Origin of the sequence: Alsobacter soli, assembly GCF_003004785.1 — a bacterium.
GTDB classification, from domain to species: Bacteria; Pseudomonadota; Alphaproteobacteria; order Rhizobiales; family Beijerinckiaceae; genus Alsobacter; species Alsobacter soli.
Window position 1 is genome coordinate 46,115 of the sequence record NZ_PVZS01000011.1, and the last position, 18,970, is coordinate 65,084.

At 68.9% G+C, this 18,970-nt stretch carries 23 protein-coding genes; 6 read left to right on the forward strand and 17 right to left on the reverse strand.

Annotated elements, in window-relative coordinates; translation table 11 throughout:
* Window positions 1–7: 7 nt before the first annotated feature.
* The 3 genes from leuD to SLNSH_RS11710 all read right to left on the reverse strand — a co-directional run bounded on the left by leuD (window position 8) and on the right by SLNSH_RS11710 (window position 1,434).
* Complete coding sequence (gene leuD, locus SLNSH_RS11700; protein WP_106337179.1) at window positions 8–613, reverse strand: 3-isopropylmalate dehydratase small subunit; 606 nt, start codon at window positions 611–613, stop codon at window positions 8–10.
* A 94-nt stretch (window positions 614–707) separates the two neighbouring features.
* Window positions 708–1,130 (reverse strand): metallopeptidase family protein, encoded by a 423-nt coding sequence (locus SLNSH_RS11705; RefSeq protein WP_106337180.1) that lies wholly within the window; start codon window positions 1,128–1,130, stop codon window positions 708–710.
* A gap of 22 nt (window positions 1,131–1,152) precedes the next feature.
* Window positions 1,153–1,434: a hypothetical protein gene (locus SLNSH_RS11710; protein ID WP_210202508.1), complete on the reverse strand. Its 282-nt coding sequence runs from the start codon at window positions 1,432–1,434 to the stop codon at window positions 1,153–1,155.
* A 115-nt stretch (window positions 1,435–1,549) separates the two neighbouring features.
* Here SLNSH_RS11710 and SLNSH_RS11715 point away from each other — a divergent pair, with 115 nt between their 5' ends.
* Window positions 1,550–1,852 (forward strand): hypothetical protein, encoded by a 303-nt coding sequence (locus SLNSH_RS11715; RefSeq protein ID WP_196240243.1) that lies wholly within the window; start codon window positions 1,550–1,552, stop codon window positions 1,850–1,852.
* 81 nt (window positions 1,853–1,933) lie between these two features.
* Here SLNSH_RS11715 and leuC read toward each other — a convergent pair whose 3' ends face one another.
* Window positions 1,934–3,337: a 3-isopropylmalate dehydratase large subunit gene (leuC, locus tag SLNSH_RS11720; RefSeq protein WP_106337181.1), complete on the reverse strand. Its 1,404-nt coding sequence runs from the start codon at window positions 3,335–3,337 to the stop codon at window positions 1,934–1,936.
* Between the two features lie 184 nt (window positions 3,338–3,521).
* Between leuC and SLNSH_RS11725 the strand changes: the two genes are divergently transcribed.
* On the forward strand, window positions 3,522–4,943 hold the full coding sequence (locus SLNSH_RS11725; protein ID WP_106337182.1) for a polysaccharide biosynthesis C-terminal domain-containing protein: 1,422 nt from the start codon (window positions 3,522–3,524) through the stop codon (window positions 4,941–4,943).
* 31 nt (window positions 4,944–4,974) lie between these two features.
* Here SLNSH_RS11725 and rplS read toward each other — a convergent pair whose 3' ends face one another.
* The 11 genes from rplS to ftsE all read right to left on the reverse strand — a co-directional run bounded on the left by rplS (window position 4,975) and on the right by ftsE (window position 13,972).
* The gene (gene rplS / locus SLNSH_RS11730; protein WP_106337183.1) at window positions 4,975–5,370 is read right to left on the reverse strand and encodes a 50S ribosomal protein L19; all 396 of its coding nucleotides are present in this window, start codon (window positions 5,368–5,370) and stop codon (window positions 4,975–4,977) included.
* A 99-nt stretch (window positions 5,371–5,469) separates the two neighbouring features.
* On the reverse strand, window positions 5,470–6,150 hold the full coding sequence (gene trmD / locus SLNSH_RS11735) for a tRNA (guanosine(37)-N1)-methyltransferase TrmD (protein WP_106337184.1): 681 nt from the start codon (window positions 6,148–6,150) through the stop codon (window positions 5,470–5,472).
* A 1-nt stretch (window position 6,151) separates the two neighbouring features.
* A complete protein-coding gene (locus SLNSH_RS11740; RefSeq protein ID WP_106337185.1) occupies window positions 6,152–7,099 on the reverse strand; it encodes a threonine/serine dehydratase in 948 nt (315 codons plus the stop codon).
* A 2-nt stretch (window positions 7,100–7,101) separates the two neighbouring features.
* A complete protein-coding gene (locus tag SLNSH_RS11745) occupies window positions 7,102–7,821 on the reverse strand; it encodes a carbonic anhydrase (protein WP_106337186.1) in 720 nt (239 codons plus the stop codon).
* Complete coding sequence (gene rimM, locus SLNSH_RS11750) at window positions 7,818–8,360, reverse strand: ribosome maturation factor RimM (protein ID WP_106337187.1); 543 nt, start codon at window positions 8,358–8,360, stop codon at window positions 7,818–7,820. The genes SLNSH_RS11745 and rimM overlap by 4 nt, the downstream gene beginning before the upstream one ends.
* A gap of 141 nt (window positions 8,361–8,501) precedes the next feature.
* Window positions 8,502–8,852: a 30S ribosomal protein S16 gene (gene rpsP / locus SLNSH_RS11755; RefSeq protein WP_106337188.1), complete on the reverse strand. Its 351-nt coding sequence runs from the start codon at window positions 8,850–8,852 to the stop codon at window positions 8,502–8,504.
* A gap of 85 nt (window positions 8,853–8,937) precedes the next feature.
* Entirely contained in the window at window positions 8,938–10,524 is a 1,587-nt protein-coding gene (gene ffh, locus SLNSH_RS25145) for a signal recognition particle protein (RefSeq protein ID WP_196240244.1), read from the reverse strand.
* A 225-nt stretch (window positions 10,525–10,749) separates the two neighbouring features.
* Complete coding sequence (locus SLNSH_RS25150; protein WP_196240245.1) at window positions 10,750–11,508, reverse strand: lysophospholipid acyltransferase family protein; 759 nt, start codon at window positions 11,506–11,508, stop codon at window positions 10,750–10,752.
* A 62-nt stretch (window positions 11,509–11,570) separates the two neighbouring features.
* Window positions 11,571–12,218 (reverse strand): YdcF family protein, encoded by a 648-nt coding sequence (locus tag SLNSH_RS11765; RefSeq protein ID WP_245422278.1) that lies wholly within the window; start codon window positions 12,216–12,218, stop codon window positions 11,571–11,573.
* Window positions 12,219–12,354: 136 nt separating this feature from the next.
* Window positions 12,355–13,353 carry a cell division protein FtsX gene (locus SLNSH_RS11770; protein ID WP_196240246.1) on the reverse strand — a complete coding sequence of 333 codons (999 nt, stop codon included), beginning with the start codon at window positions 13,351–13,353 and terminating at the stop codon, window positions 12,355–12,357.
* Window positions 13,346–13,972 carry a cell division ATP-binding protein FtsE gene (ftsE, locus tag SLNSH_RS11775; RefSeq protein WP_245422300.1) on the reverse strand — a complete coding sequence of 209 codons (627 nt, stop codon included), beginning with the start codon at window positions 13,970–13,972 and terminating at the stop codon, window positions 13,346–13,348. Before ftsE ends, SLNSH_RS11770 begins: the two co-directional genes overlap by 8 nt.
* Before the next feature lie 175 nt (window positions 13,973–14,147).
* Between ftsE and SLNSH_RS11780 the strand changes: the two genes are divergently transcribed.
* Genes SLNSH_RS11780 through SLNSH_RS11790 form a run of 3 tightly spaced genes read left to right on the forward strand, consistent with a single transcriptional unit; the run spans window position 14,148 to window position 15,894 of the window.
* Complete coding sequence (locus SLNSH_RS11780) at window positions 14,148–14,885, forward strand: zinc-ribbon domain-containing protein (RefSeq protein ID WP_106337191.1); 738 nt, start codon at window positions 14,148–14,150, stop codon at window positions 14,883–14,885.
* A 55-nt stretch (window positions 14,886–14,940) separates the two neighbouring features.
* On the forward strand, window positions 14,941–15,486 hold the full coding sequence (gene hpt / locus SLNSH_RS11785; RefSeq protein ID WP_106337192.1) for a hypoxanthine phosphoribosyltransferase: 546 nt from the start codon (window positions 14,941–14,943) through the stop codon (window positions 15,484–15,486).
* A 36-nt stretch (window positions 15,487–15,522) separates the two neighbouring features.
* The gene (locus SLNSH_RS11790) at window positions 15,523–15,894 is read left to right on the forward strand and encodes a response regulator (RefSeq protein ID WP_106337193.1); all 372 of its coding nucleotides are present in this window, start codon (window positions 15,523–15,525) and stop codon (window positions 15,892–15,894) included.
* Here the strand turns inward: SLNSH_RS11790 and SLNSH_RS11795 are convergent.
* Window positions 15,887–16,387: a TspO/MBR family protein gene (locus SLNSH_RS11795; protein WP_106337303.1), complete on the reverse strand. Its 501-nt coding sequence runs from the start codon at window positions 16,385–16,387 to the stop codon at window positions 15,887–15,889. The two genes, SLNSH_RS11790 and SLNSH_RS11795, sit on opposite strands and share 8 nt — an antisense overlap.
* Before the next feature lie 122 nt (window positions 16,388–16,509).
* Here SLNSH_RS11795 and SLNSH_RS11800 point away from each other — a divergent pair, with 122 nt between their 5' ends.
* Entirely contained in the window at window positions 16,510–17,673 is a 1,164-nt protein-coding gene (locus SLNSH_RS11800; RefSeq protein ID WP_106337194.1) for a trans-sulfuration enzyme family protein, read from the forward strand.
* A gap of 21 nt (window positions 17,674–17,694) precedes the next feature.
* On the opposite strand, the gene SLNSH_RS11805 is transcribed toward SLNSH_RS11800, so the two are convergent.
* A complete protein-coding gene (locus SLNSH_RS11805; protein ID WP_106337195.1) occupies window positions 17,695–18,945 on the reverse strand; it encodes an SAM-dependent methyltransferase in 1,251 nt (416 codons plus the stop codon).
* Window positions 18,946–18,970: the final 25 nt, after the last annotated feature.

Sequence of the window (18,970 nt, forward strand, 5' to 3'; positions counted from 1 at the left end):
GGATCCCTTACAGCCAGGGCTGCGACTGGGTCTTGGCCTTCTCGTAGGTGTCGATGCTGGAAGCCTTCTCCATGGTCAGGCCGATGTCGTCCAGGCCGTTCAGCAGGCAGTGCTTGCGGAACGGGTCGATGTCGAACTTCACCACGCCGCCGTCGGGACCGCGGATCTCCTGAGACTCGAGATCCACCGTCAGGGTCGCGTTGGCGCCGCGCTTGGCGTCGTCGAACAGCTTGTCCAGGTCTTCCTGGCTGACCTTGATCGGCAAAATGCCGTTCTTGAAGCAGTTGTTGTAGAAGATATCCGCGAAGCTCGTGGAGATCACGCAGCGGATTCCGAAGTCGAGCAGGGCCCAGGGCGCGTGCTCGCGTGACGAGCCGCAGCCGAAATTGTCGCCCGCGACCAGGATCTGCGCCTTGCGGTAGGCCGGTTGGTTCAGCACGAAGTCGGGGTTCTCCGACCCGTCCTCCTTGAACCGCATCTCCGCGAAGAGCCCCGCGCCGAGCCCGGTGCGCTTGATGGTCTTCAGGTACTGCTTCGGGATGATCATGTCCGTGTCGACGTTCATGATCTCCAGCGGGGCGGCGACGCCGGTGAGCGTGGTGAAGGGCTGCATGGGTGTCTATCTCTCGCGAGCGGCTGCCAATCTTGCAGGCGTTCTAGACCAAACGGAGCCTGAGGGGAAACCGGATTCTCCGACCCGCCGGCGCCTACTCGGCCGCGGCCTCGATCCCGTACATGTCGTCGTCGCTGAGCCCGAAATGATGCCCGATCTCGTGCACGAGCACGTGGGTGACGAGATGTCCCAGGGTCTCCTCGTGGGCCGCCCAGTAATCGAGGATGGGACGCCGGTAGAGCCAGACCATGTTGGGGAACTGCCCGGTTTGGGGCGTCGCGCCCGCCTGGGCGAGGCCCGTGCCGCGGAACAGCCCGAGCAGGTCGAACTCCGTCTCGCACTGCATCTCGTCGAGCGTCTCGTCGTCGGGGAAGTCCTCGACCTTGATGACGACGCCCTCGCAGAGCGCACGGAACTCCGCCGGAAGGCGCCCGAAGGCCTTCTCGGCCAAAGTCTCGAAGTCGTCCAGGCTCGGGGCCGGAAGGCTGGCCCAGTCGGGCGCCGGCGCGGAAGTCATGGAAATCTCCGGATGAACTGTCCTAGCGGGTGAAATAGCCGCTGAGGTCCGCCAACAGGTAGAGCACGAACAGCAGGGCCAGAACACGCGCGATGCGCTTGCCCCAGACCTCGATACGATCGTCCTGGGGCGCGTCGCCGGCGCTGAAATGTCGGGCTGCGCGCGCCATGGCCGAGCCGAGCACGGGCCCGCTCTCCGCTTCCGCCCGCGCCAGGATCTCCCGTGACTCGCGTTTGCGCTCCTCGTCGTCCGGCGTGCTCGCCATGCCCTGTCCCGTCTCCCGGCGCCACCAATCGCGCTCCATCGGCGTTCATCTTCTTGAACGCTGGCTGAACGCCGCGTTGCAGGTGCGTTCAGCCGAGGGTTGTCACCCTACGTTCATGCCGAGGGGCACGGCGTATATGGAAGGAAATCGTACCATGCTTTCACCCCGCACACTCGCCCTCCAGGTCGCCGCGGCCGGCGCCCTCCTTGTCGGCGGACTCGCCGGCGCCCAGGCGGCTCCCCTCCCGCCAGTGGCCGCCGTCGCCCCGGTCCAGTCCGAAGGCCTGACCACCACCGTGCAGTGGTATGGGCACGGCTACTACGGCCCGCGCCGACATTACTGGGGCCCCCGTCGTTACTGGGGCCCGGGCCCCTACTGGGGTGGCCCGCGCTGCCGCGTCGTGCGCCGCTGGGACCCCTATTGGGGCGGCTGGCGCGTCGTCCGCCGCTGCTGGTGAGCGCGGCCAAGGCCTGAAACAGAAGCCCGGGCGCGAGCCCGGGCTTTTCCTTTTGGATCGCCGTGATCGAGCGCGATCGGCTCAGCGCCACTCGCGGATGTCGACGAAGCGGCCGGCGATGGCCGCGGCCGCCGCCATCACCGGCGACACGAGGTGCGTGCGGCCGCGGAAGCCCTGGCGTCCCTCGAAGTTGCGGTTCGACGTGGAGGCGCAGCGCTCGCCCGGCGACAGCTTGTCGGCGTTCATGGCCAGGCACATGGAGCACCCCGGCTCGCGCCAGTCGAAGCCGGCGGCCTTGAAAATCTTGTCCAGACCCTCTTCCTCGGCCTGCAGCTTCACAAGTCCCGACCCCGGCACGATCATCGCGTTGACGTTGGCGTTGACCGTCTTGCCCTCGACCACCTTGGCCACGGCCCGCAGGTCCTCGATGCGGCCGTTCGTGCAGGAGCCGATGAACACGCGGTCGACGGCGATGTCCTGGATGCGCTCGCCGCCCTTCAGGCCCATGTACTCCAGCGCGCGGGCGATCGCCGCCTTCTTCTGCTCCGTGGGGGCATCCTCGGGCCGCGGCACCGTGCCGGTGATGGAGGCGACGTCCTCGGGGCTGGTGCCCCAGGTCACGATCGGGGGCAGGCTGGCCGCGTCGAGGCGGATCTCCCGGTCGAAGTGCGCGCCGTCGTCGGTCGCCAGCGTGCGCCAGTAGTCGACGGCCATGTCCCAGGCCATGCCCTTGGGCGCCTTGGGCTTGTCCTTCAGGTACGCGAAAGTCTTCTCGTCCGGGGCGATCAGGCCCGCGCGGGCGCCCCCCTCGATGGTCATGTTGCAGACCGTCATGCGGCCTTCCATGGAGAGCGACCGGATCGCCTCCCCGGCGAACTCGATGACGCTGCCCGTGCCGCCGGCCGTGCCGATCTCGCCAATGATGGCCAGGATGATGTCCTTGGCGGTGACGCCGGGCGGCAGCTGGCCGTCCACCGTCACGCGCATGTTCTTGGCCTTCTTCTGGATCAGCGTCTGCGTGGCGAGCACGTGCTCCACCTCGCTGGTGCCGATGCCGTGGGCCAGGGCCCCGAAGGCGCCGTGCGTGGAGGTGTGGCTGTCGCCGCACACAATGGTCGTACCCGGCAGGGTGAAGCCCTGCTCCGGCCCGATGATGTGCACGATGCCCTGCCGCTGGTCGAGCTCGTCGTAGTACTCGATGCCGAAGTCGCGGGCGTTCTCGGCGAGCGTCTGCACCTGGGTGCGCGACTCGGGGTCATCGATGCCCTGGGAGCGGTCCGTGGTCGGGACGTTGTGGTCCACGACGGCCAGCGTCTTCTCAGGAGCCCGCACCTTGCGGCCCGACACGCGCAAGCCCTCGAAGGCCTGCGGGCTGGTCACTTCATGCACGAGGTGGCGGTCGATGTAGAGAAGGCAGGTGCCGTCCGGCTGCTGATCGACGACGTGGTCGTCCCAGATCTTGTCGTACAGGGTGCGCGGGGCCATGGCTCTGCCTCTGTGCAGGGGAACGGAATGCTGGGCTTCCTTTACCGAAGCGCGGCCGCGAAGGGAAGGGCGCGAACGGCCGCGCCCCCCGCGGACCGGCTCACCCAATCTTAAGCCCGGCATGGTGTTTTCTCCGGGTCAGAGGCCGCTGCGAGGCGGACCTCGGCGTTGTGCAGGCCCAGGCGTGACCCGATTCCTGATCTCGATCTCCAACTCGGCCGTTAGCGCGATCCTGATGGTGGCGCTGAGCTGGATGCTGCCGCCCTCAGCCTTCGGCGAGCTCACCTACGCCCGCGGCGTCGTGCTGTTCGGCGCCACGTCACTGTTCGACTGGCTGTCGCTCAGCATCATCCGCTACTGGGTGGGGGAGACGGAAGGCCGGGAGAACCGACGCGTCACCCTGGAGGCCTCCATGGCTGGCGCGGTGATGCTGGTGCCGCCTCTTTCGTTCCTAGCCTACGCTCTGGCCCCCGCCCAGGTCAGCGGGCCGATGCTGCTGGCGATCGCCGTGCACGTAGCCGCGCTCGGCTATGTCGAGAGCCGGGTCGCCATCGCGCGCTCGACCTGCGACGACCGCGACCTGGGCATGCTGATCCTGCCGCGCGCCGCAGCGACGCTGCTGTTCGCCCTGGGGGCCGTCTGGGCCGGCGCCGGCGCGGTCGGGGTTGTGGGCGCCCTGGCGGCCGCCCAATGCGCGGGCGTGGCGTACCTCGTTCTGGCGCGCAGGCCGTTTCATCTCAGGGCAGGCTTTCCCGAGCCGGCCCAGGCGGCGCGCTTCCTGCGATTTGGCGGGGCGAGCGTGCTGGCCGACGCGGCGCTCTCCGGAGGCGCCCTCGCCCTCGCCACCCTGGCGATCGGGACTCACGGCGCCTCGGTATACGGCGCCTACGCCCTCGCCAACGAACTGCTGACCCGCACGGTGGGGGCAGCGGGCTTCGCCCTGGAGCTGGCCCTCCTGCCCCTGGCGCTCACCGCGCTGGTAGAGCAGGGCCGAGAAGCCGGCAGAACCACCCTCTCCACCAACATCGGCTTCAGCATTGCAGTTCTCGCGCCGATGCTTCTGGGCTTCTACCTGGTTGCGCCCGCATTCGCGCGGCTCGCCTTGAGCCCGGACCAGCGGGACATGTTCGTGCAGCTGTCCGGCTGGGTGGCCTTGCAATGCGTCTTCACGGCTGGGCGGCAGTTCATCCTGAACCAGCCGCTCTTCGCCGCGGAGCGAACGGCGCCTGCCCTGTGGTGTGTGTTGGCGGGTGTGGTGGCGTCGGTCGCCGCCGGCGTGGTCCTGGTTCCAACGCATGGCGCGCTGGGGATCGCCTGGGCCCAGACCTCCGGCGCGGGGCTCACCTTCGCGCTGCAGGCCCTGGTGGTCTGGCGCGTCTTTCCGGCGGGCCCGCCCTGGCGGAGCCTCGCCCGCATCGGAGCCGCCTGCGCCACGATGGCCCTCGTCCTCTGGCCGTTGCGCCAGGAGCTGCACGGCGTGACGGGCCTCGCCGCCATGGTGGCGCTCGGGGCGGCCGCTTATGGTGTCGCCCTGTGGGCGCTCGATTTCCAGGGGCTCCGCAAACAGAAAGGCCTGCGGGCGCTGAAGCTGCGCACGCAGGCCTGAATTCTCGGGCGGCCGCCTGAGCGGCGCGGCCTTACTCGGCGGCCGGAGCCGCCTTGTCCGCCTTCGGGGCGTCCTTGCGCTCGGCGATGCGGGCCGACTTGCCGCGGCGGTCGCGCAGGTAATACAGCTTGGCGCGGCGCACCTTGCCGGTGCGGACGACCTTGATGGACTCGATCAGCGGCGAATAGACTGGGAAGACGCGCTCGACGCCCTCGCCGTAGCTGATCTTGCGAACCGTGAAGCTCTCGTTGAGGCCGCCGCCGTTGCGGGCGATGCAGACGCCCTCGTAGGCCTGCACGCGGGTGCGCTCGCCTTCGACGACCTTCACGTTCACCTGGACGGTGTCGCCGGGACGGAAGTCCGGGATGCCGCGGGCGGAAGCGAGGCGCTCGGCCTGCTCCTTCTCGAGCTGCTGAATGATGTCCATGTCACATCTCCGTTTCGCCCTGTCGGGCGAGCGTTTCGGAACGCTGTTGTCAGTTGGGACGCGGGTCCATACACGAGCCGCGACGGTTTGTCGAGCGGCCTACTTCAGCAGGTCGGGCCGCCGCGCGCGCGTGAGCGCCTCCGCCTGCTCGCGCCGCCAGCGGGCGATGCGCCCGTGGTCGCCCGAGAGCAGCACGTCCGGGATCGCGCGGCCCTCCCAGTCTCGCGGGCGGGTGTAGTGCGGATATTCCAGCAGCCCGCCCTCGAAACTCTCGTCCTCGCCGGAAACCTCCTTGCCCATGACGCCCGGGAGGAGCCGCACACAGGCGTCGATGGTCACAAGGGCGGCCAGTTCTCCCCCGCTGAGGATGTAGTCGCCGATGGAGACCTCCTCGAGCCGCCGCCCTTCGATGACGCGCTCGTCCACGCCCTCGAAGCGCCCGCACACGATCACCGCGCCCGGGCCCGCCGCGAGCTCCCGCACACGGGCCTGCGTCAGGGGCCGCCCACGCGGGCTCATCAACAACCGCGGACGCGCGTCATCGGCAGGGGACACGGCGTCGGTCGCCGCAGCGAGCACGTCCGCGCGGATGACCATGCCGGCCCCGCCCCCGGCGGGCGTGTCGTCCACAGCGCGGTGCCGGCCGAGGCCGTGATTGCGGATGTCGTAGGCGTCCAGCGACCAGGCCCCGCGCTTGAGCGCGTCGCCGGCGAGCGACAGGCCGAGCGGGCCCGGAAACATCTCCGGGAAGAGCGTCAGGACCGTGGCGGACCAGGCCATCTCAAAGCCCGGCCAGGGTAGCCGGATCCACGTTGCCGCCGCACAACAGCACGCCTACGCGCTCGCCGGGGCGTGGCTGGTAGGCGCCCGACAGCAGGGCCCCGAAGGCGGCGGCGCCGCCCGGCTCGGAGACGATCCGGTAATCTGTCCAGAGTCGCTTCTGCGCCTCGCGGATCGCCGCGTCAGTCACCAGGGCCACGTGGTCGATCGCCTCGCGCGCCACCGCAAACGGCAGGGCGCCGACGCGGCGGGCGCCCAGCGAATCGGCCGCGACCGACTCCACCGGAACATCGACCGGCTCGCCGGCCTCCAGCGCAGCGTGGAGGCAACGCGAGCCCTCCGGCTCAACCGCCACGACCTTCACGCGCCCGGCCAAATAGGCCGCCATGCCGGCGGCGAGGCCGCCGCCGCCGACCGCGACCAGAACCGTGTCCAGCGCCCCCATGCCGAGGAGCTCCTGGTCGCGTTCCCATTCGAGCGCCACCGTGCCCTGGCCCTCCAGGGTGCCCACAGCGTCGTAGGGATGCACCTTCAGCGCGCCGCTCTCCGCCACGTACCGGTCGCAGGCGTCCTGGGCGTCGGCGTAGCGGGCTCCGCCCACGACCACGTCGGCGCCTTGCGCCCGGATGGCCGCGATCTTCACCGGAGAGGAGATCTCCGGAACGAAGATGCGGGCCTTATGGCCCAGCCGCCTCGCCGCGAGCGCCGTTGCGATTCCGTGGTTGCCCCCGGAGGCCGCGGCGACCCCGACGGGCGGCACGGCGCTGCCGAGCAACGTGTTGAAGGCGCCGCGGGTCTTGAAGGAGCCGGCGTCTTGCAGCAGTTCGAGCTTGAACGTCACGATGGCCACGCCGACAGGGTCGGCGGGCATCAGCGGCGTGCGGCGCACATGCGGGGCGATGCGCTCATAGGCGGCCGCGATGGCGGCGGGGGAAACCGGGAGCGCCATCGTCAGCCGCAATGCATGAGCGAGAAGCGGCCCTCCGGCCCGGGCCCGACGGGCTCGAAGGCCTTGCTCGCGGGATTGCGCACCAGCAGGCGACCGGTGGTCACGCCGAAATAGGCTCCATGCAGCGCGAGCCGCTTGCGTTCCACCAGGGTGCGGATGCACGGAAAGGTGAGCAGGTTGGCGATGCTGTTCTCCACCGACGCCATCCCGAGCTTCTCGAGGTAGCCTTCGTCAGACGGCGAGCCCGGCCCAGCGGCCCCGTAGGCCGGCGCGATCAGCTTGATCCAGCGGCCGATGAAATCGCCTGGCGACAGCGGCCGCGTGTAGGGATCCGCCTCGTTCTCCGCGAAGGCGCGCACGCCGCCGCAGAGCGCGTGGCCCATCACCACGATGTGCTCGACCCGAAGGCCCATGACGGCGAACTCGAGCGCCGCCGAGGTGCCATGGTTATGCTCGTCTCCCGGCTCGTAGGGCGGCACGAGGTTCGCCACATTGCGCACCACGAAGATCTCGCCGGGTCGCGCATCGAAGATCACTTCCGGAGAGACGCGGGAGTCGCAGCACCCGATGAGCAGGACCCGCGGTTTCTGGCCGCTAGCAGCCAGCTCCTCGAAGCGCTCCCGCTCGCGTGGCAGGCGGTTCTCGCAGAAGGCTCGGTACCCCTCGAGCAGCTGTTGGGGGAATTCAGGATCGGCGGCTTGGACGACGTCTTCTTCGCTCATACGGCCTCCTCGGGGGGTTCTTCCTCGCCCGATGTCTCCACCGGCGGAACGGCGACCAGCCGCCCGGCGGCAAGGTCCACGGTCGGGATCACGGCCTTGGTGAAGGGAAGCATGATTGGCCGCCCGCCGGAAGCGGGCTGAACCTCGAGGATGTCCCCGGCGCCGAAATCGAGCACCGCAAGAACGGTTCCGATCGGTTCTCCGTTCTCGGCCTCGACGGCCAGGCCGACAAGGTCGGCCTGGTAGAACTCGTCGTCCTCCTCGACGGGAGGCAACTGGTCACGCGTGGCGTAAAGACGAGTGTTGGTCAGCGCCGCCGCCTTGTCGCGGTCGGACACGCCCTCGAGCCGCACGACGAGCATGTCGTCCTTGACGAGCCGCGCGGACAGAATGGTGAACTGGCGTTGCCCCGGCTCGTCGCTCAGGACGCCGTAATCCGCGATGGCGAGCGGCTCTTCCGTAAAGGATTTCAACCGCATCTCGCCCCGAACCCCGTGAGGGGCTCCGAGCACGCCCATGAGGATGAGATCGCGGGTCAAACAGGCGCTCCGTGAGTAACCCGCTTCCGGCGGATGCAGGTGTGCGAGCACATGCAAGGCCGGATGAGGGGCCGTCAAGAGCGAACCCTCACCCCAGCCCTCTCCCCGTGTGGGGGAGAGGATCAAATGGGCAGGCCAGCCTTACTCGGCGGCTTCGCCAGCGGCAGCGGCGGCCGCAGCGGCGCGCTCCTGCGCCTTCTTCTTCGGCTTGGCCTTCTCGGGGTTGTTGCGGGCGTCACGCTTCATGAGGCCGGCCGCGTCGAAGAAACGGGCCACGCGATCGGTCGGCTGCGCGCCTTTGACCAGCCAAGCCTTGGCCTTGTCGGCGTCGAACTGCACGCGGTCGGCGGCGTCCTTCGGCTTCATCGGGTCGAAGGTGCCAAGCTTCTCGATGAAGCGGCCGTCGCGCGGATAGCGGCTGTCCGCCACGACGATCGAGTAGTGGGGACGCTTCTTGGCGCCGCCGCGGGCGAGTCGGATCTTCAGAGACATGGTGTGGTCCTCAGTTTTCCCGTCGATCTTGGATTGGAAAGGGAGCGCAGGCCGCCGACGGGATGCGGGCGGCCGCGCGCCGAACTCACTTCTTCTTGCCCCCGAACGGGTTGAAGCCGCCGAGGCCCGGCAGCTTCGGGCCGCCCAGGCCGGGGAGGCCCGGCTTGCCGAGCCCGGGCAGGCCGGGCCCCTTCGGGCCGCCGGTCAGGCCCGGGGGAGGCGTCGCCGGCAACCCGCCGCCCATTCCGGGCGGCAGGCTGCCCGGCGGCAGCTTGTCCTTGAGCTGCTCCAGCATCTCGGGCGTGACCTGCGGCATGCCGCCTCCGCCGAGCCCGAACATGTTGGCCAGCCCGGCCATGGGCCCGCGCTTTCCGCCCTGGCCCATCATTTTCATCATGTCGGCCATCTGCCGGTGCTGCTTGAGGAGGCGGTTCACCTCCTCGACCTTCGTGCCGGAGCCCGCCGCGATGCGCTTCTTGCGGGACGCCTTCAGCACGTCCGGGTTCCGGCGCTCGGCCGCGGTCATCGAGTTGATGATCGCGATCTGGTGGCCGATCACCTTGCCGTCCAGGTTGGCGCTGGCGATCTGGTCCTTCATTTTGGCGATGCCCGGGATCATGCCGAGCAGGCCGCCCATGCCGCCGAGCTTTTCCACCTGCCCGAGCTGCTCGCGCATGTCGTCCAGGTCGAACTTGCCCTTGCGCATCTTGTCGGCGATGCGAAGCGCCTTCTCCTGGTCGATGGTCTGCGCCGCCTTCTCGACGAGCGACACGATGTCGCCCATGCCCAGAATGCGGTTGGCGATGCGCGCCGGGTGGAACTCGTCCAGCGCGTCCATCTTCTCGCCGACGCCGACGAGCTTGATGGGCTTGCCGGTGACGGCCCGCATGGAGAGTGCTGCGCCGCCGCGGCCATCGCCGTCGACGCGGGTGAGCACGATGCCGGTGACGCCCACGCGGCTGTCGAAGGCGCGCGCGGTGTTGACCGCGTCCTGGCCGGTCAGCGCGTCGGCGACGAGCAGCACCTCATGCGGATGGGTGATAGCCTTGACTTCGGCGACTTCGGCCATCAGGGCCTCGTCCACCGTGGTGCGGCCGGCGGTGTCGAGCATCACCACGTCGAAACCGCCAAGGCGGCCCGCGTCCAGGGCCCGCCGGGCGATCTGCACGGCGCTCTGGCCGGCCACGATGGGCAGAGTCTCGACGCCGACCTGCTGGCCGAGGACCGCGAGCTGCTCCATGGCGGCCGGGCGGCGCGTGTCGAGGGACGCCAGCAGCACCTTCTTGCGGTCGCGCTCGGTCAACCGCTTGGCGATCTTGGCCGTGGAGGTTGTCTTGCCCGAACCCTGCAGTCCGACCATCAGGATCGGCACCGGCGGGACGGCGTCCAGATTGATCGGATCCGCCTCGGAGCCCAGCGTCTCCACCAGCGTGTCGTGGACGATCTTCACGACCATCTGGCCGGGGGTCACCGACTTGATCACCTCGGCGCCGACCGCGCGGGCGCGGACCTTGTCGGTGAACGAGCGCACGACTTCGAGCGCCACGTCGGCTTCGATCAGGGCGCGCCGGACCTCACGCAAGGCGGCGTTGACGTCCTCTTCCGTCAACGCGCCGCGGCGCGTCAGCTTGTCCAGAATGCCTGAGAGCTTGTCGGAAAGCCCTTCGAACATCGTCACCCGCCTGTTTGCCTGATCCGCCCCGGGCGGCATCAAGCCTAGGAATGCGGCGACCCTGCGTCCAAAGCCAAACGCGCCCGAGGGCGCATCGCGCTGTCGGGCGTGGACCTCCGGGCTCCAGGCCCGGGCGGCGGCTCAAGACGAAGATCGTCGTTGATAGGCGGCCAAATAAGCGAAACGGCCAGATGAGTCAATGAAACCGGGCTGGCGGCCCTTTACCTAGCCCGGGGCCGGGATCGCCGGCGCGTTCGCGCCGAGCTCCTTCAGGCCTTCGGCCAGAAGCCGGTCGGAGGCCTCCTCGATCCGCTGCTGCAGTTCGGACGCGAAAGCGTCACGCGGCATGGCGGGCGGCAGCGGCGGCAGGATTTCGACCAGCACCGTGCCCTGCCGGTGCTTGAGGCTGCGCCGCGGCCAGAACAGGCCGGAGTTCAGCGCCACCGGCAGGCAGGGAACGCCCAGTTTCTCGTACATGTGCACCACGCCGTGCCGGTAGGCCGGCGGGGCCCCCGCCGCGCGCCGCGTCCCCTCGGGGAAGATCAGCAGTTGCCGGCCTGCGCCGCGCCGGATTTCCGACCGCGCACGCTCGTTGAGCTGGCGCAGCACCCCGGAGCCGCCCCGGCGGTCGACCGGCAGCATGCGCGCCTTCATGGCGTACCACCCGAACAGCGGAATCCAGGTCAGCTCCTGCTTGAGGATGAAGCAGGGGTCGTCGAAGAGCCCGATCAGCGCGAAGGTTTCCCAGATCGACTGGTGCTTGGAGGCGACCAGCAGCGGCCCGGGCGGGATGTTCTCACGCCCGCGCACCTCGAGGCCGATGCCCCCGATCACCCGGCAGATCCAGACGAAGTAGTGACCCCACCCGCGCACATAGGCCATCAGGGCGCTTCGCGGCAGAACGAAACTCGGCAGCGCCAGCAGCATGTAGAGCACGAGGCTGACATAGAGCACGGCGTTGAGGGCGAGGGAGCGAGGCGTCATGGCGGGTCCGGGCGGCGCTGAAGCAGCCCTGCTTAGAGCGTTTCACGCGCCAAAGAAACGGCTCACCGCAACGCCGACACCGTGCGGGGACCGCCAGACGCGGTGGTGGCCCGCTCCGGATCCGGCGCGCCGACACCGATCCGGGTCACGGCGGCCACGAACTTCACATATTCGAGCGCCAGCAGCTTCATGGTGCCCGGCTCCCGCCACCAGCCGTCGAGATCCAGGCGGTCGGCCACCACCGGATGGGGCAGGAACTCGCCCTCCGGCATGGCGTGCCCCAGCTCGGCCAGGGTCCGGGGCATGTGATAGGTGGACGTGACCACCAGCAGCCGCCTGAACCCGTGCCGGCGCGCCCAGTTGCGCGTCTGCACAGCGTTGCCGACCGTGTTCAGGGCCTGGTAGTCGAGGTCCACGCAGCAGTCGAACACGGAGCGGAGATCCGGCCGCTGCCGCGCGATCTCCTCCTTGGTGGTCTTTCCGTTGACGCCGGTGATGAGAAGCCGGTCGCCCTTGCCGCGCGCCAGGAGGTCGACCGCATCGGAAATCCGCTCCGAGCCGCCGGTCAGGGCCACGATTCCTTCCACGCGGTTCACCGGGATGGGCTCGCTGCGGGCGAGGCTCTGGACGAAGAGCATGAAGCCGCCCACGAGGGCGCAGCCCGCCAGCAGGCAGGCCGTGATCGTCAGGTTGCGCGCGAGCCTCAGCATGGCGTTGGCCATCCCGGCGAGGGCGCTGCGACTGGACCTGTGCTCTCCAGCAAATCGACCTCTTCAAGCGACGCCGCTAGCGTCATGGAGTTCCATAGCCGAGGAACGGCGCAAGCGCACGCCGGTTGTCCCGCGCTCATGCGAGCTCCTGCAGCGTTCGCCGGACCGTGAGCCCCGACACGATCGCCGTGACCCCGGCGACCAGAAGCGCAATCGCCACGACGGCGGCGAAGCCCCTCCAGCCTATCGAAAAACGGCCGAAGAGGGCCTCCAGTTGCGTTCCTTCCGGCGTCGCCGCCCAGGCGGCGGCCAGCCAGCCAGCAAGGAGGAAGAACACAAGCGCCGCCCCGCCCCCGATGGCGCCGCCGCGCAGCCCGAGCCGCAGGAAATGGCGCTGGAATTCGGAGGCGATGTAGGCGTCGCTGGCGCCCACGAAGTGCAGCACCTCCACGATGCCGCGATTGCCGTCCATCGCCCCCCGGGTGGCGAAGGCCACCGCCAGGGCGGTGGCGGTGAGGACGAGCCCGAGGATCCCGATGCCCAGCAGCACGAAGGTGTTGGCCATCGTGGAGAGCCGCTCCATCCACATCCGGTGGTCGTCGAGGCTCGCGCCTTTGACCTGGCTGGCGAGTGTCTGCCGCAGGGCGGCGAAGTCCACTTCGGCCCCCGGGGAGATCTTCAGCACCACCAGGCGCGGCACCGGCAGTTCCTCGAAGTTCAGCCCCGCGCCCAGCCAGGGCTCGAGCAGCCGCTCCGATTCCTCCTTGGTGTAGACGCGCACGTCTGCGACTCCCGGGGCTGCGCGCGCAGCCGCGGCGGCCTTGGCGACCTCGTCGTCGATCGCCCGGCCTGGGCTAGGCCTCACCTGGATGGTGACTTCGCGCGACACCTGGCTGCGCCAGTCCGCAGAGGCGTCCGCAAGCAGTTGAGCCGCTCCGGCCGTCAGGGCGGCCAGGAACGTCATGATCGCGATGACGGTGACCAGCGCCCGCCCGGCGATGGAGGCCGCGGGGACAAGCGCCTGGTTCCGGCCGAGCGGACGTTCGGCCTGCGGCTCGGCCGCGGGTTCCGGCTCCGCCCAGTCGTGGCGCTCCGCCGACGTCCTGTTCCAGTCTGTCATGCCGACGTTAGTCATAGATGTGCAGCCTGCCGTCGCCCAGCACCAGCCGCCGGGCCTGGTCGAACTGGTCCATGAGGGCGAGGTCGTGGGTGGCGATCACGATCGCGGTCCCGGTCTTGTTGAGCTCCACGAAGAGCCGCAGCAGGCGCCGCGCCAGCGACGGGTCGACGTTGCCGGTGGGCTCGTCTGCGAGCAGAAGGTCCGGCCGGACGATCAGCGCGCGCGCGATCGCGGCGCGCTGCTTCTCGCCGCCCGACAGCACCGGGGGGAGGACGTGCATGCGTTCGCCGAGCCCGACCCAGCGCAGGAGCTCGACCACCTCGGCCCTGTAGCTCGCCTCCTCGCGCCCCTGCACCCGCAGCGGCAAGGCCACGTTTTCGTAGGTCGTCAGGTGGTCCAGGAGCCGGAAGTCCTGGAACACGACTCCCATGCGGCGGCGCAGCCCCGTGAGCGTGGTCTTGTCCAGCGTGTTCACGTCCTGGCCGAAGAGATGGATCAGCCCGCGCGTGGGCCGCAGCGCCAGCAGGATGAGCCGCAGGAGCGTGGTCTTCCCCGCGCCAGAGGGCCCGGTCAGGAACTGGAACGACTGCGGCTCGATGCTGAAGGTGATGTCCCGCAGCACCTCGGAGCCCATGCCGTAGCGCAAGCCGACGTTCTCGAAGCGGACCACGCGTGCCGACGTCCTCTGTGGATGATGACCTGTGGGCGGGATGCTGGCCCAGTTCTCTTTACCCTTCATTAAGGCTGCAGAACGACCAATGAACGGCAAGGCAGGGGATGGTCCCCCGCGCCACTGTGCCTGATTCGTGATGCAGATCGTCTGCCCGTCTTGCGGAAGCGCCTATTCCCTGACCCCCGAGCAACTCGGGGCGGGACGGATGTTGCGCTGCGCCAAGTGCCGCGAGGTCTGGCACGCGGCGCCGGCCGAGGCAGGCGCTATGGCTGCAGATATCCAGGACGCGGCCGAGATCCCGCCCTCCAGCCGCGAGCAGGCCCACGAAGCGGCGTTGTCGGCTTCCGTGGAGGCTCCCCTGAGCGCCCCTGCGCCGAAGCGCGGGCGGGCGTCGCGCGCGGCCAAGCCTGCAAGCCGCGCTCGGGCGAAAAGGGTCCGGCTCACGCCCGTCCACGCCGCAGCGGCGCTGCTGGTCGCAGCCGTGGCGAGCGGCGTGGGGTTCAGGACCTCCATCGTGCGCCTCCTTCCCCAAACGGCGCGGCTCTATGCCGCGATCGGGATGCCGGTGAACTTGCGCGGACTCGAGTTCGCGGGACTCCGCTCCGAACTGCTGATCGACAAGGACCAGGCCGTCCTCCTGGTCGAGGGCGAAATCATGGGCGTGGCGCCCACCGCCGAGGTGCCAAAGGTCACGGTCAGCTTGCGCGGCCCTGAAGGGCGTGAAATCTATGCGTGGACCTCGGAAGCGGCGCGCACCACCTTGGCGAAGGGCGAAAGCACGACCTTCAAGGCCAGGCTGGCGTCCCCTCCCGCGGACGGCCGCGAGGTGGTGGTGCGCTTCGCTGAAGCCGAGACGCGAACATCGGCGCATTGACCGGGGCCGCCGGGCCGCGTAGGGCCCTGGATCCCGGCTGAACAGGATTGAGACCATGTTCGAGAAGCGGCGCGTCCGCGTGTTGTTCGACGAGGCGGCCATCGCCGCCCGCAACGAGGAGATCGCACGCGAAGTCGCCGCGCGCGAGCCGAAGGACCTCCTGGTCGTCGCCGTTCTCAAGGGCAGCTTCATCTTCGCCGCCGATCTGGTGCGCGCGTTCCACCGCGTGGGCCTGACGCCCCAGGTGGAGTTCATGCACCTGTCGAGCTACCGCGCCGGGACGGTGTCCTCCGGCCAGGTCTCGATCCTGCGAGACGTCGAGAGCGAGGTTCGCGACCGTGACGTGATCCTGGTCGACGACATCCTCGAGTCCGGCCGCACCCTGGCCTTCGCCAAGGACCTGCTCGCCGCCCGCGGCGCCCGCGTGATGACCTGCTGCCTGCTGGAGAAGCCTGGCAAGCGCGCAGTCAGCATCGAGCCGGACTTCGTCGGCTTCCGGTGCCCGGACATGTTCGTGGTCGGCTACGGCATGGACGTCGCCCACTCCTTCCGCGAACTGCCTTTCATCGGCGTCGTCGAGAAGGACGACGCGGCGGCCTGAACCAACGACAAAGACGAAGAGCACGAGGAAGGACAGATGGCCCGCATTCTCATCGCCGATGACGAGGAGCCCTTGCGCGGCTTCGTCGCCCGCGGACTGCAACTCGATGGGCATTCGGTTGATGCGGCCTGCGACGGGGCCGAGGCCCTGGACATGCTGACCGCCGACGGGGCCGACTATGACCTCCTTCTCACCGACATCCGCATGCCCATGATGGACGGCATCGCCCTGGCCCTGGCGGCCGCAAAGGCGCGTCCCGAAATGCCCATCCTGCTGATGACCGGCTATGCGGACCAGCGCGAACGCGCGCGCGACCTTGAAGCCCTGATCAAGGACGTGTTGGCCAAACCCTTCTCGCTTGCGGACCTCCGGGGCGTGGTGCGGAACACGCTGGCCTGCCTCAATTGAGGCGAACGATCGACAGGTTCAGCACGGTTGCGAAGGCGACCCAGGCCGCGTAGGGCAGCAGGACCCATCCCGCGACAGGGTCGATCCGGCGGAACAGCGCGATGGTCGCCAGGATGGCGATCTCCAGGGCGATGACCACGACAAGCCCAAGTGGCGGGTTGTGCATGCCGAAGAAGGCGACGGACCAGAAGGCGTTCAACGCCAGTTGCACCACGAAGATGGCGATCGCCGCGCCTCGTCCGGGCGCGGCCGCGTCGATCCGCAGCACTCTCCAGAACGCAAATGCCATGCCCAGGTAAAGAAGGCCCCAGACGGGCCCGAAGACCCAGTTCGGCGGATTGAAAGAGGGCTTCGCCAGCCCCGCATACCACGTCGGGATGTTCGGCATGGTGGCGACGTTGCCGATGATGGCCGCCAGCGCGACAGCGCCGACCGCAAGCAGGGCCGCCCAAAGCGGATTCAGCGGCGCACGCGCCCGGATGTCTGTCGTCATGTCGATCTCCCGCTTCGGATGTCGCGCGAGCATTGCGAAAATCAAGGGCCCGTCTGCGCGCAGGGGCGGGTTGCAGGCGAGCGCCCGCTCTGGTTGATTTCGCGCTCCCCGAGGGAGCCTCCATGTCGAGCAGCAAGACTCCGCGCTGGTCCAAGCGCACCCTGACCGCGCAGGCGCTCGGTCACGTCGAGCCCACCACCCACGCCGTGGTGTCGCCCATTCACGTGGCCACCACCTACATCCGCGATCCGGACAACCAGTACACCACCGGTTATGTCTACGGACGCCCGGACAACGCCACCGTGCGCGAGGCGGAAGCCGTGATCGCCATGTGGGAGGAGGCCGAGGCCGCTCTGGTCTTCTCCTCCGGCATGTCCGCTGCGACGGCCGTTTTCCTCGCGCTCGCGCCAGGCGACCACGTGGTGGCCCCTACCGTGATGTACTGGGCGCTACGCAATTGGCTCCTCACCGAGGCGAAGCACTGGGGTCTTGTCGTCGATTTCGTGGACACGAGCGACGTGGACGCAATGCGCAAGGCGGTCCAGCCCGGGCGCACCAAGCTCGTCTGGCTGGAGACTCCCTCCAATCCGCTTTGGTCGATCAGCGACATCCAGGCGATAGCGGGCATCGCGCATGGCGCCGGGGCGAAGCTTGGCGTCGACTCCACAGTGGCCACGCCTGTTTTCACCCGTCCGCTCGCCCTGGGCGCCGACATCGTCATGCATGCGGCTACGAAATCCTTGAACGGCCATTCGGACGTGATCGCCGGCGCCCTGGCGACCGGCAAGCAGGACGCGTTCTGGAATCGCATCGTCGCGAACCGTCGCAACCTGGGCGCCATCCTCGGCCCCTTCGAGGCCTTCCTTCTGATCCGGGGCATGCGCACCCTCGACCTGAGGGCCCGGGCGGCAGCCGCCAACGCCGCCGAGCTGGCCCAGCGCTTCTCCAATCACGCCCACGTGGCCGCCGTTCTTTATCCGGGCCTGAAAACCCACCCGGGCCACGACATCGCCGCCCGCCAGATGCAGGGCGGCTTCGGGGCGATGCTGTCGATCCGTGTCCGGGGCGGCGAGGCCACCGCCGTCGCGACAGCCGCGGGCGTGACCCTGTGGAAGCGCGCCACCTCCTTGGGCGGGGTCGAGAGCCTGATTGAGCACCGCGCGTCCATCGAGGGCGCTGGCTCGCCCTGCCCGCCTGACCTGCTGCGGCTGTCGGCCGGCATCGAGGACGTGGAGGATCTCTACGCCGATCTCGACCAGGCCCTGCGCCGGGCCCACGGCGGCTGACGAGCGCAGGGCGCCTCGCCGCTACTCGGCGGCGAGGCGCGTCACCGGCGCGACCGCTTCGGGGAGCGGGTGGCTGGCCTCGAAGGCCGTGATGTAGCCGCGCGTGATCGGCACGGTGTCCACGCGCTTCGACATCTGGATCTGGAACACGACGTGCCCGCCGTGACGGAACGTCGCCTCGCTGCCGGCCAGGTAGAACTCCCACATCCGGCAGAAGCGCTCGTCATAGAGGGCGCGAATCTCGTCACGGTTGGCGTTGAAGCGCTCGCGCCAGCGGCGCAGCGTCTCGGCGTAGTGCAGCCGCAGCACCTCGACATCTGCCACGTAGAGGCCTGCCCGCTGGATGCTCGGGATGATCTCCTGGAGAGCCGGCGCATAACCGCCCGGGAAGATGTACTTCTGGATGAAGGCGTTCGTTGCGCCCGGCCCGTCATCACGACCAATGGTGTGCACCATGGCGACGCCATCATCGGTCAGCATCGAGGCGATCTTCTTGAAATACGTGTCGTAGTGGTTGAGCCCGACATGCTCGAACATCCCGACCGAGACGACCCGGTCGTACCGTGACTGCTCCGCCCGATAATCCCGAAGCGCGAATCTCACCCGGTCGGCGACCCCGGCCTGCTGGGCGCGCTCGTTTGAGACTCGGAACTGCTCCTGCGACAAGGTGAGGCCCGTGACCTCCACGTCCGCCAGCGAGGCGAGGTAAAGACCGAGGCCACCCCAGCCTGAACCGATGTCGAGGACTTTCTGACCGGGCCCGAGCAGCAGCTTGGCCGCGATGTGCCGCTTTTTCTGCCCCTGGGCCACCTCCAGGCTGTCATCCGCTTTAAGGAAGTAGGCGCACGAATACTGCCGGTCGGAATCCAGGAACAACTGATAGAGCCGGTCCGAGAGGTCGTAGTGGTGCGCCACGTTCCTCCGTGATCGCGTCGCCGGATTGAACTGGGCGATGCGGCGCGCCAGCACGCGCAATCGGTCGTTGAACTTGGCGAGGGGTCCGCCGGGGATGCCCCATTGCGCGTTGCTCAGAATCAGGTCGAGCAGATCGTAGATCGAACCGTCCTCGACGGTGATGCGCCCATTCATGAACTCCTCGCCCAGCGCGAGGGCGGGATGGACCAGAAGCCGCCTGAGCGCCACGGGTTCGTGGATGCGCATCGTCACCACGGGCGGGCCCGAGCCAAAGATTTCGATACGGCCGTTGGGGAGCATGACGCGCAGGACGCCGGAGTGGATCAGCCGCCGCCCGACAAGACGCAACAAACGCATGAGAGGCCCCGTTCGCAAACCGGAA

Coding starts and splice junctions, on each gene's coding strand:
- leuD (WP_106337179.1), bottom strand. CDS start 613: ATGCAGCCCTTCACCACGCTCACCGGCGTCGCCGCCCCGCTGGAGATC.
- SLNSH_RS11705 (WP_106337180.1), bottom strand. CDS start 1,130: ATGACTTCCGCGCCGGCGCCCGACTGGGCCAGCCTTCCGGCCCCGAGC.
- SLNSH_RS11710 (WP_210202508.1), bottom strand. CDS start 1,434: ATGGAGCGCGATTGGTGGCGCCGGGAGACGGGACAGGGCATGGCGAGC.
- SLNSH_RS11715 (WP_196240243.1), top strand. CDS start 1,550: ATGCTTTCACCCCGCACACTCGCCCTCCAGGTCGCCGCGGCCGGCGCC.
- leuC (WP_106337181.1), bottom strand. CDS start 3,337: ATGGCCCCGCGCACCCTGTACGACAAGATCTGGGACGACCACGTCGTC.
- rplS (WP_106337183.1), bottom strand. CDS start 5,370: ATGGACATCATTCAGCAGCTCGAGAAGGAGCAGGCCGAGCGCCTCGCT.
- trmD (WP_106337184.1), bottom strand. CDS start 6,150: ATGGCCTGGTCCGCCACGGTCCTGACGCTCTTCCCGGAGATGTTTCCG.
- SLNSH_RS11740 (WP_106337185.1), bottom strand. CDS start 7,099: ATGGCGCTCCCGGTTTCCCCCGCCGCCATCGCGGCCGCCTATGAGCGC.
- SLNSH_RS11745 (WP_106337186.1), bottom strand. CDS start 7,821: ATGAGCGAAGAAGACGTCGTCCAAGCCGCCGATCCTGAATTCCCCCAA.
- rpsP (WP_106337188.1), bottom strand. CDS start 8,852: ATGTCTCTGAAGATCCGACTCGCCCGCGGCGGCGCCAAGAAGCGTCCC.
- ffh (WP_196240244.1), bottom strand. CDS start 10,524: ATGTTCGAAGGGCTTTCCGACAAGCTCTCAGGCATTCTGGACAAGCTG.
- SLNSH_RS25150 (WP_196240245.1), bottom strand. CDS start 11,508: ATGACGCCTCGCTCCCTCGCCCTCAACGCCGTGCTCTATGTCAGCCTC.
- SLNSH_RS11765 (WP_245422278.1), bottom strand. CDS start 12,218: ATGCTGAGGCTCGCGCGCAACCTGACGATCACGGCCTGCCTGCTGGCG.
- SLNSH_RS11770 (WP_196240246.1), bottom strand. CDS start 13,353: ATGACTAACGTCGGCATGACAGACTGGAACAGGACGTCGGCGGAGCGC.
- ftsE (WP_245422300.1), bottom strand. CDS start 13,972: ATGGGCTCCGAGGTGCTGCGGGACATCACCTTCAGCATCGAGCCGCAG.
- SLNSH_RS11780 (WP_106337191.1), top strand. CDS start 14,148: ATGCAGATCGTCTGCCCGTCTTGCGGAAGCGCCTATTCCCTGACCCCC.
- hpt (WP_106337192.1), top strand. CDS start 14,941: ATGTTCGAGAAGCGGCGCGTCCGCGTGTTGTTCGACGAGGCGGCCATC.
- SLNSH_RS11790 (WP_106337193.1), top strand. CDS start 15,523: ATGGCCCGCATTCTCATCGCCGATGACGAGGAGCCCTTGCGCGGCTTC.
- SLNSH_RS11795 (WP_106337303.1), bottom strand. CDS start 16,387: ATGACGACAGACATCCGGGCGCGTGCGCCGCTGAATCCGCTTTGGGCG.
- SLNSH_RS11800 (WP_106337194.1), top strand. CDS start 16,510: ATGTCGAGCAGCAAGACTCCGCGCTGGTCCAAGCGCACCCTGACCGCG.
- SLNSH_RS11805 (WP_106337195.1), bottom strand. CDS start 18,945: ATGCGTTTGTTGCGTCTTGTCGGGCGGCGGCTGATCCACTCCGGCGTC.